Here is an 8112-nt window from a genome sequence, read left to right as displayed (position 1 = left end):
TCGCAGGCGCCGGCTTGCCTGCGATGGCGGCCTGACACCCACCCCGTTTTCCGCTGAAGCCCCGAACCCTGTGGAAGCCGTCTCCCGCAGGGGATCTTCAGTGGGTGGTGGATTAGCGACGGTAATCAAAAAGAGCACGTACATTCAATTTTCCTCGTTCCCACACCGGCACTATCAAACGAGGTCCCGGCGTATTGATGCCGGTGGTTTTTTATTTGTGCAGGTATCCCATGAACGCTTCGCGGTTGAATGAGCGGGCTCAGGACGTCGGGCTGTTTTTTTTGAGGGTCAGCGGTGGTTTGTTTCTGCTGTGGGTGCACGGTCTGCCGAAGCTGCTTAACTACAGCGCTCAACTGCAAGTCATCGAAGACCCTTTTCACCTGGGCACAAACGTCACGCTGGTGCTGGCGATTTTTTCCGAGGTGTTGTGTCCGCTGTTGATCATTTTCGGGGTGTTGGTGCGTCTGGCATGCCTGCCGATTCTGTGTTTGCTGTCGGTCGCGTTGCTCGTTGTGCACCCGCAATGGAGCCTCGATGAAGGGCAGTTCGGCTGGCTGCTATTGATTCTGTTCACCAGCATTCTTATCGCCGGGCCGGGACGGCTGGCGCTCAATGTCCGATTCGCCGGAGCTTTGCGTTATGCCTGAATCCAATCGTTTCGAGGAAGTCGTGACCCTGGTCATCAAGCATCGGGTCAAGGCCGGTTTTGAAGTGCCCTATGAAGCCTGGTTGCGCAACATTGTCAGCATCGCCGGGCAGCAGGAAGGGCACCTGGGTGTCGACGTGATTCGCGGCAAAAGCGCCGGCCTCGACCTGTACACCTGCGTGCTGCGCTTTTGCTCCACCGAATCGATGCAGCACTGGCTCGATTCGCCGCAACGGCTGGAACTGGTCAACGAAGCCACGCCGATGCTGGCGGACGGTGACCAGACCGAGGTCAATCCGGTCAACGAATTCTGGTTCGCCCCCCAGGCTGAAGCCGGTTCACCGCCGCCGCGCTGGAAGCAGGCCGTGGTGACGTTGTTGGTGATTCTGCCGCACACCTTGCTGGTGCCGCTGATCTGGGGCCCGCTGTTGCAGCTCAATGCCTTTCTCTCGAATTACGTGGTCGCCACATTTCTGATCACGCTGACCATCGTCGTCTCGGTGGTGTATCTGTTCATGCCGATGGCGACGCGGTTGTTCGCGCCTTGGCTGTCCTCTTCCACTCAGCCCAAGGAAACGCGATGAACGCCGATCTGATTCTGTTCAATGGCCAATTTCATACCGTTGACCGTGAAAACCCGCTCGCCAGCGCCGTGGCCATCAGCGACGGTCGTTTCGTCGCGGTTGGCACTGACGCCGAAGCCATGGCCCTGCGCGGTTCCGGCACCCAGGTCATCGACCTCAAAGGTCGTTGCGTCATTCCCGGTCTCAACGACTCTCACTTGCACTTGATCCGTGGCGGTTTGAACTACAACCTCGAACTGCGCTGGGAAGGCGTGCCATCGCTGGCCGATGCCTTGCGCATGCTCAAGGATCAGGCCGACCGCACACCAACGCCGCAATGGGTGCGCGTGGTCGGTGGCTGGAACGAGTTCCAGTTCGCCGAAAAACGTATGCCGACCCTGGAAGAACTCAACCAGGCCGCACCGGATACGCCGGTGTTTGTCCTGCATCTGTATGACCGCGCCTTGCTCAACCGTGCCGCGTTGCGCGTGGCCGGCTATACCCGCAACACGCCGAATCCGCCGGGTGGCGAGATTGTGCGTGATGCCAACGGTGAGCCGACCGGCATGCTGGTCGCTCGTCCCAACGCGATGATTTTGTACTCGACCCTGGCCAAAGGGCCGAAGTTGCCGCTGGAGTATCAGGTCAACTCGACCCGGCAATTCATGCGCGAACTCAACCGTCTTGGCCTGACCAGCGCCATCGACGCTGGCGGCGGTTTCCAGAATTATCCGGACGATTACCAGGTGATCGAGCAGTTGGCCAAAGACCAGCAACTGACCATTCGTATCGCCTACAACCTGTTCACCCAGAAGCCCAAGGAAGAGCTGGCCGACTTCAAGAACTGGACCAGCAGCGTCACCCTGCATCAGGGCGACGATTACCTGCGGCACAACGGCGCCGGTGAAATGCTGGTGTTCTCGGCGGCGGATTTCGAGGACTTCCTCGAGCCACGCCCAGACTTGCCGCAAACCATGGAAGACGAGTTGGAACCGGTGGTCCGCCACTTGGTCGAGCAGCGCTGGCCGTTCCGTTTGCACGCCACGTACAACGAATCCATCAGCCGCATGCTCGACGTATTCGAGAAGGTCAACCGCGACATTCCGTTCAACGGGTTGCCGTGGTTTTTTGACCACGCCGAAACCATCACTCCGCAGAACATCGAACGGGTGAGGGCGTTGGGCGGCGGCATTGCGATTCAGGATCGCATGGCGTTTCAGGGCGAATATTTCGTCGAGCGTTACGGCGCCAAGGCAGCCGAAGCCACGCCGCCGATCAAGCGCATGTTGGCTGAAGGTGTACCGGTCGGTGCCGGCACCGATGCGACGCGAGTGTCCAGTTACAACCCCTGGACCTCGCTGTACTGGATGGTCAGTGGCCGTACCGTCGGTGGCCTGGAGCTGCACGCCGAGGGACTGTCCCGCCAGACCGCGCTGGAACTGTTCACCCACGGCAGCGCCTGGTTCTCTTCCGAGCAGGGCAAGAAAGGCATGATCAAGGTTGGCCAACTGGCTGACGTCGCGGCCCTGAGCGCGGATTTTTTCAGCGTCGACGAAGAAGCGATCAAGTGGATCGAATCGGTGTTGACCGTGGTCGGCGGCAAGGTGGTGTACGCCGCCGGTGATTTCGAAAAACTCGGACCGGCCAGCGTGCCGGTGCTGCCGGACTGGTCGCCGGTGGTGAAGGTGCCGGGTCACTGGCGCCCGACTTCGCCGATGCAGGCGCAGGTTCATCATTGCAGCGGGCCGTGCGGCGTGCATGCCCACAGCCATGAAAAGGCGCGTTTGTCGAATGCGCCGGTCAGCGATTTCGCGGGTTTCTGGGGCGCCTTTGGCTGCTCGTGCTTCGCGTTCTGACGATCACAAGAAAGCGCCGATGCACAGCGTCGGCGCCGTATGTAACACCCATCCATCGAGGAGCTTCACATGAGCAACGTTCCGTACAAACGCCTGAATAAAGACGATGCGGTTGTCCTGTTGGTCGACCACCAGACCGGTCTGATCTCGCTGGTTCAGGACTTCTCGCCGAACGAATTCAAGAACAACGTACTGGCCCTGGGTGACGTGGCCAAGTTCTTCAAACTGCCGACCATCCTCACCACCAGTTTCGAAAACGGCCCGAACGGTCCGATGGTGCCGGAATTGAAAGAGCAGTTCCCGGACGCGCCGTACATCCCGCGTCCAGGCCAGATCAACGCCTGGGACAACGAAGATTTCGTCAAGGCCGTCAAAGCCACCGGCCGCAAACAACTGATCATCGCCGGTGTGGTGACTGATGTTTGCGTGACGTTCCCGACGCTGTCGGCACTGGCTGAAGGGTTTGAAGTGTTCGTGGTGACCGACGCTTCGGGCACTTTCAACGAAACCGTACAACAGGCAGCCTGGGCGCGCATGGCGGCGGCCGGTGCTCAACTGGTGAACTGGTTCTCGGTGGCCTGCGAGCTGCAGGGTGACTGGCGCAACGACATGGAAGGCCTGGCGAACCTGCTGTCGCCGCGCATTCCTAACTACCGCAACCTGATGAACAGCTATTCGGTGCTCACCTCGAAGTAAGGTTTCATCCTGTAGGAGCGGGCTTGCTCGCGATAGCGGTGTGTCAGTCGACACTTTCATCGACTGATACTCCGCTATCGCGAGCAAGCCCGCTCCCACATTGAGATTTGTTTTATGCCTGACGTTTCTGCAGCCAGCTCAGAAAACCTCCTTTCTTGATCGGCATCGGCTTGGCCAACAGCGCCAACCGGCTGTTCTGCTGCCTTACGGCCTGCAGCTTGTTCAATGCCCGACCCACTTCAACCCGTTGTTCCATGCAGCTACGGGTCAGGGATTTGTCGATCCGGTAAATGATGCACGAGGTCAGCGCGGTGAACGTCGCCTGCGACGGTGTATCGGTAAGGATGCTCTGTTCGCCCATCACTTCACTGGGCCCCATTCGACCGGCTTCGGTTTGCCCTGTGCCGTCGGGAACGGTGGCGCTGACCACGCCCGTGGCGATGACCATCAGGCTGTCCGGCACTTCACCCAACTCGAGCACCACCTGACCGGCCGCGTACTGCTGCGCAACCATCGACTGCGCCATCTGATCGCGTTCATCTTCACTCAAGGAACGGAAAACTTTCACCTCATCCAGCAACGCACGCGCGCGGGTTGTCGGTTCGATCACGCCGTCGAGCTGACGGGAAATGCCTGCCGCTTCGAGGTGTCGATGGGCCAGGTCGAACAGTTGATTACGCACTTCGCTTTTCTTGCCCAGCTCGGCGATGAACCCGCTGGCCACGTATTCGGACATGGTTTCGCCGGCCTCTTTCAGCACCGCTTTCGGTGCCGGGTTGAGCAACAACTGGCTGCTGCCCTGAAGCGTACGATCCAGTGCATCCAGTACCCGACGCGGGCGGATGTGGTTGGGCACCTGAATGCTGATCGACACGCCGTGCATGTTGTTCGGCCTGCTCAGGTTGACGATTTTCGCCTTGGCCGCCACCGAATTCGGCACCACCGCGGTACTGCCGGCGCTGGTCAGCATGTGCGTCGCGCGCCAGTCGATGTCGAGCACTTTGCCCTCGACGCCGTCGATCATGATCCAGTCATCCACCTGGTACGGTTTGGTGGTGTTGAGCACGATCCCGGAAAACACGTCGCTCAAGGTGCTCTGCAATGCCAGGCCGACGACAATCGCGACCACCCCTGACGTTGCCAGCAAACCTTTCACCGGCAACTCCAGCACATAACCGGCCGCCGCAACGATGGCGATCAGAAACACCAACGCGCCGATGACGTCCTGCAGCAAGCGACCGCTATGACCGATGCGGCGCATCAGCACCAGGCCGATGACTTCGGTGAGCACCCGGGCGGCGTACAACCACCAGAGAATCCCCAGCGCCGTTGCGCCCAGTTGCGCCACGCGGTCATCTGCAAACAGCGGAGCCTGCAACGGACTGACGCCGGCGTTGATGATCAGCGCGCTGAACATCACGAACAGCGCCAGGCGCACACCGACCCGTGTGACGCGATGCTTGAACGGCGCGAGGTGCCACAGCACGGTGTCGATCACCAGCAGCAGGGCACTCCAGGACAGTAGATGGCTGTAGATGAGGGACATGGGAGAACTCCTGAAGACTGGTTTTTGTTGTCACGTGAGGAATGTCGTAGGAGCACGGCTTACCGGCGAAGACGCACTTGAGGACGCCATCGCCAGCAAGCCGTGCTCCTGCAAGTTGACTCTGTGAACCCGATCCCCTGTAGGAGCCGGCTTGCTGGCGATAGCGCACTTGAGGACGCCATCGCCAGCAAGCCGTGCTCCTGCAAGTTGACTCTGTGAACCCGATCCCCTGTAGGAGCCGGCTTGCTGGCGATAGCGCACTTGAGGACGCCATCGCCGGCAAGCCGTGCTCCTGCAAGTTGACTCTGTAAACCCGATCCCCTGTAGGAGCCGGCTTGCTGGCGATAGCGCACTTGAGGACGCCATCGCCAGCAAGCCGGCTCCTACAAAAAGCAGCTTCGCCACACATTGCTGTGTGGCGAGGTTGGACTCAGTTCAGATGCGTCTTGAGTTCCAGCGCTGCCTGACGCACCGCCGCCTTCACTTCCGGAATCTGGCTCAGCGGGTTCAGCAAACCGAAGTCGTGGATCATGCCGTTGTAACGCACTGCCGTCACTGGAACGCCAGCCGTATCGAGGTGGCGGGCATAGGCTTCGCCCTCGTCACGCAACACGTCGAATTCGGCGGTCTGCACCAATGCTGCCGGCAACCCTTTGAGCTGTTCGGCGCTGGCCTGCAACGGCGAGGCATGGATCTGCGCACGCTCGGCCTGGTCGGTGGTGTAGTTGTCCCAGAACCAGTTCATCATCCCTTTGGTCAGGAAGTGGCCTTCGGCAAATTGCTGGTACGACCCGGTGTCGAACTGCGCATTGGTCACTGGCCACATCAACAGCTGGAAGCGCAGCGCCGGGGTTTTCTGTTCCTTGGCCATCAACGCCACGACCGCCGCCATGTTGCCGCCGACACTGTTGCCGGCCACGGCGAGGCGCTTGCCATCGACGCCGATGTCCTTGCCATGTTCAGCCACCCAGCGGGTCGCCGCGTAGGCCTGGTTGATCGCGGTCGGGTAGTGCGCTTCCGGCGACGGCGTGTAATCGACATACACCGCGACGGCGCCGGAGCCGACCACGAGGTCGTGGATCAGACGCTGGTGAGTCGGGTAGTCGCCCAGCACCCAGCCGCCACCGTGGAAGAACATGAACACCGGCAATTCACCTTTGACCTTGGACGGACGCACGATCTTCAGGTTGATGGTTTGCCCATCGACCTTGATTGCACGGTCGCTGACATCCACACCCGACAAGTCAACCTTCACCGAGTTTTGCGCACCGGTGAGTACCGCACGGGCGTCTTTCGGACTCAGTTGCTCGAGCGGTTTGCCTCCACCGGCGGCGAGGGCTTCGAGGAAGGCTTGGGTGTTGTGTTCGACGCCTGGGCTGCCAGCGGCAAAAGCGTTGCCGACGGAAAGGGCGAGGAGGGAAGCGGTCAGGGTTTTTTTGACGAGGTTCATGAGGAAATCCTTTTTAATTAATTAGAGGTTGGTCACCTAAGGGTCAGGTTGCTGCTGCGCTGGGGTTCAGGCCTCAGCAACACCGTGGACACAGATTAATAGGGTGTCAGAAGGGGAAAAAGCGGCTATAAAGCGTTTAACTGTCAACCAGGGTGTGACAATGAACCCGTTCGAAGATATGCGTATTTTTTGCCAGGTCATGGATTCCGGCAGCTTCACCGCTGCGGCCGATCAATTGGGACTGTCCAAGCAGTTCGTCAGCCGGCGCCTGATGCAACTTGAAGAGCGCCTCGGCGTCAGGCTGCTCAACCGTTCGACGCGACGGCTGGACGTCACGCCGCTGGGCCAGAGTTACTACGAGTCCGCGTTGCGCCTGCTCGGCGAAGTCGAGCAAGTGGAGCAGGGCATCGCCGGCCAGACTACCGAACCACGCGGCACCATTCGCGTGAGTGCGCCGTTGTCGTTTGCGCTGGCGCATCTGGGCTGCCTGCTGCCGTTGTTCTTGCAGCGCTATCGCGATGTCACGGTGGAAGTGGACTTGAGCGATCGCCCGGTGGATTTGCTCGGCGAGGGCTACGACCTGGCGTTGCGCATCGGCACCCTCGAAGATTCGACGCTGATCGCCCGACGTATCGCCTCCATCCAGCGGGTGTATTGCGCCAGCCCGGCTTACCTGGCCGAGCGTGGTACGCCGCTCAAACCGGAAGATTTGTACACACATGACTGCCTGCCGTATGGCCACGGGCGTCAGGTGCAATGGCGTTTTGAAGGGCAGGGCAAACCGGTGGCGGTCAATGTCACCGGGCGGATGCGCGTCAACAACGGGGAGTTGCTGAAGGATGCGGCCATTGCCGGGATGGGGGTTACTTACCTGCCGACGTTCATTGTCGGAGCGGCGTTGAAGGAAGGCCGGCTGGTGCCGGTGCTGGACGAGTTTCGCCCGCAGCCGCTGACGTTGTCGGCGGTGTACCCGCAGCATCGCCAGAGTTCGCGACCGGTGCAGGCGTTAATTGAGTTTCTGCGTGAGAGGTTGGATCAGACTGAGGGTGGACTCTAGGTCCACGCGATCCCTGTAGGAGCAAGCTTGCTCGCGAAAGCGGTGTGTCAGACACATTAATGTTGAATGACAGATTGCTATCGCGAGCAAGCTTGCTCCTACAGGGGGCGGTGTTGTCTGTTGGTCAGCGGTGATCAGGACCTTTTGTCATCACCCGGCTCGCCACCGACGTGCACGCTGTGGTCGTCATCGATTTCTATACTTTGCTGAGTAGGCTTTGTACCGCACTTACCGCTTTATCTAGTACAGCTTCCTCAGTGAGATCGGTCGTATCAATCCTCACCCAATCTGCCAGTCT

At 60.0% G+C, this 8112-nt stretch carries 8 protein-coding genes; 6 read left to right on the top strand and 2 right to left on the bottom strand.

The window, feature by feature from the left end; genetic code table 11:
- The 5 genes from PMI01S_RS31870 to ycaC all read left to right on the top strand — a co-directional run.
- Positions 1 to 253, top strand: a 253-nt coding sequence (locus PMI01S_RS31870; RefSeq protein WP_218028112.1) for a hypothetical protein, incomplete at its 5' end; no start/stop codon positions are given.
- Positions 231 to 647 carry a DoxX family protein gene (locus PMI01S_RS30500; protein ID WP_084323879.1) on the top strand — a complete coding sequence of 139 codons (417 nt, stop codon included), beginning with the start codon at positions 231 to 233 and terminating at the stop codon, positions 645 to 647. The genes PMI01S_RS31870 and PMI01S_RS30500, both read left to right, overlap by 23 nt.
- Positions 640 to 1230, top strand: coding sequence for an antibiotic biosynthesis monooxygenase (locus PMI01S_RS30495; RefSeq protein WP_084323878.1), 591 nt, complete (start codon positions 640 to 642; stop codon positions 1228 to 1230). The genes PMI01S_RS30500 and PMI01S_RS30495 overlap by 8 nt, the downstream gene beginning before the upstream one ends.
- Positions 1227 to 3065: an amidohydrolase gene (locus tag PMI01S_RS30490; RefSeq protein ID WP_084323877.1), complete on the top strand. Its 1839-nt coding sequence runs from the start codon at positions 1227 to 1229 to the stop codon at positions 3063 to 3065. The genes PMI01S_RS30495 and PMI01S_RS30490 overlap by 4 nt, the downstream gene beginning before the upstream one ends.
- A 69-nt stretch (positions 3066 to 3134) precedes the next feature.
- Complete coding sequence (ycaC, locus tag PMI01S_RS30485) at positions 3135 to 3761, top strand: isochorismate family cysteine hydrolase YcaC (RefSeq protein ID WP_008032694.1); 627 nt, start codon at positions 3135 to 3137, stop codon at positions 3759 to 3761.
- Positions 3762 to 3873: 112 nt separating this feature from the next.
- Here the strand turns inward: ycaC and PMI01S_RS30480 are convergent, their stop codons facing one another.
- A complete protein-coding gene (locus PMI01S_RS30480; RefSeq protein WP_084323876.1) occupies positions 3874 to 5307 on the bottom strand; it encodes a mechanosensitive ion channel family protein in 1434 nt (477 codons plus the stop codon).
- Between the two features lie 430 nt (positions 5308 to 5737).
- A complete protein-coding gene (locus PMI01S_RS30475; protein WP_084323875.1) occupies positions 5738 to 6757 on the bottom strand; it encodes an alpha/beta hydrolase in 1020 nt (339 codons plus the stop codon).
- A gap of 160 nt (positions 6758 to 6917) precedes the next feature.
- Here PMI01S_RS30475 and PMI01S_RS30470 point away from each other — a divergent pair, with 160 nt between their 5' ends.
- Positions 6918 to 7814, top strand: coding sequence for a LysR family transcriptional regulator (locus tag PMI01S_RS30470; RefSeq protein WP_084323874.1), 897 nt, complete (start codon positions 6918 to 6920; stop codon positions 7812 to 7814).
- The last annotated feature ends 298 nt before the right edge of the window (positions 7815 to 8112 follow it).

This window comes from Pseudomonas migulae NBRC 103157, assembly GCF_002091715.1.
Classification (GTDB): domain Bacteria; phylum Pseudomonadota; class Gammaproteobacteria; order Pseudomonadales; family Pseudomonadaceae; genus Aquipseudomonas; species Aquipseudomonas migulae_A.
The sequence above is the reverse complement of the archived record's forward strand: the minus strand, read 5'-3'. Positions and strand labels throughout refer to the sequence as shown.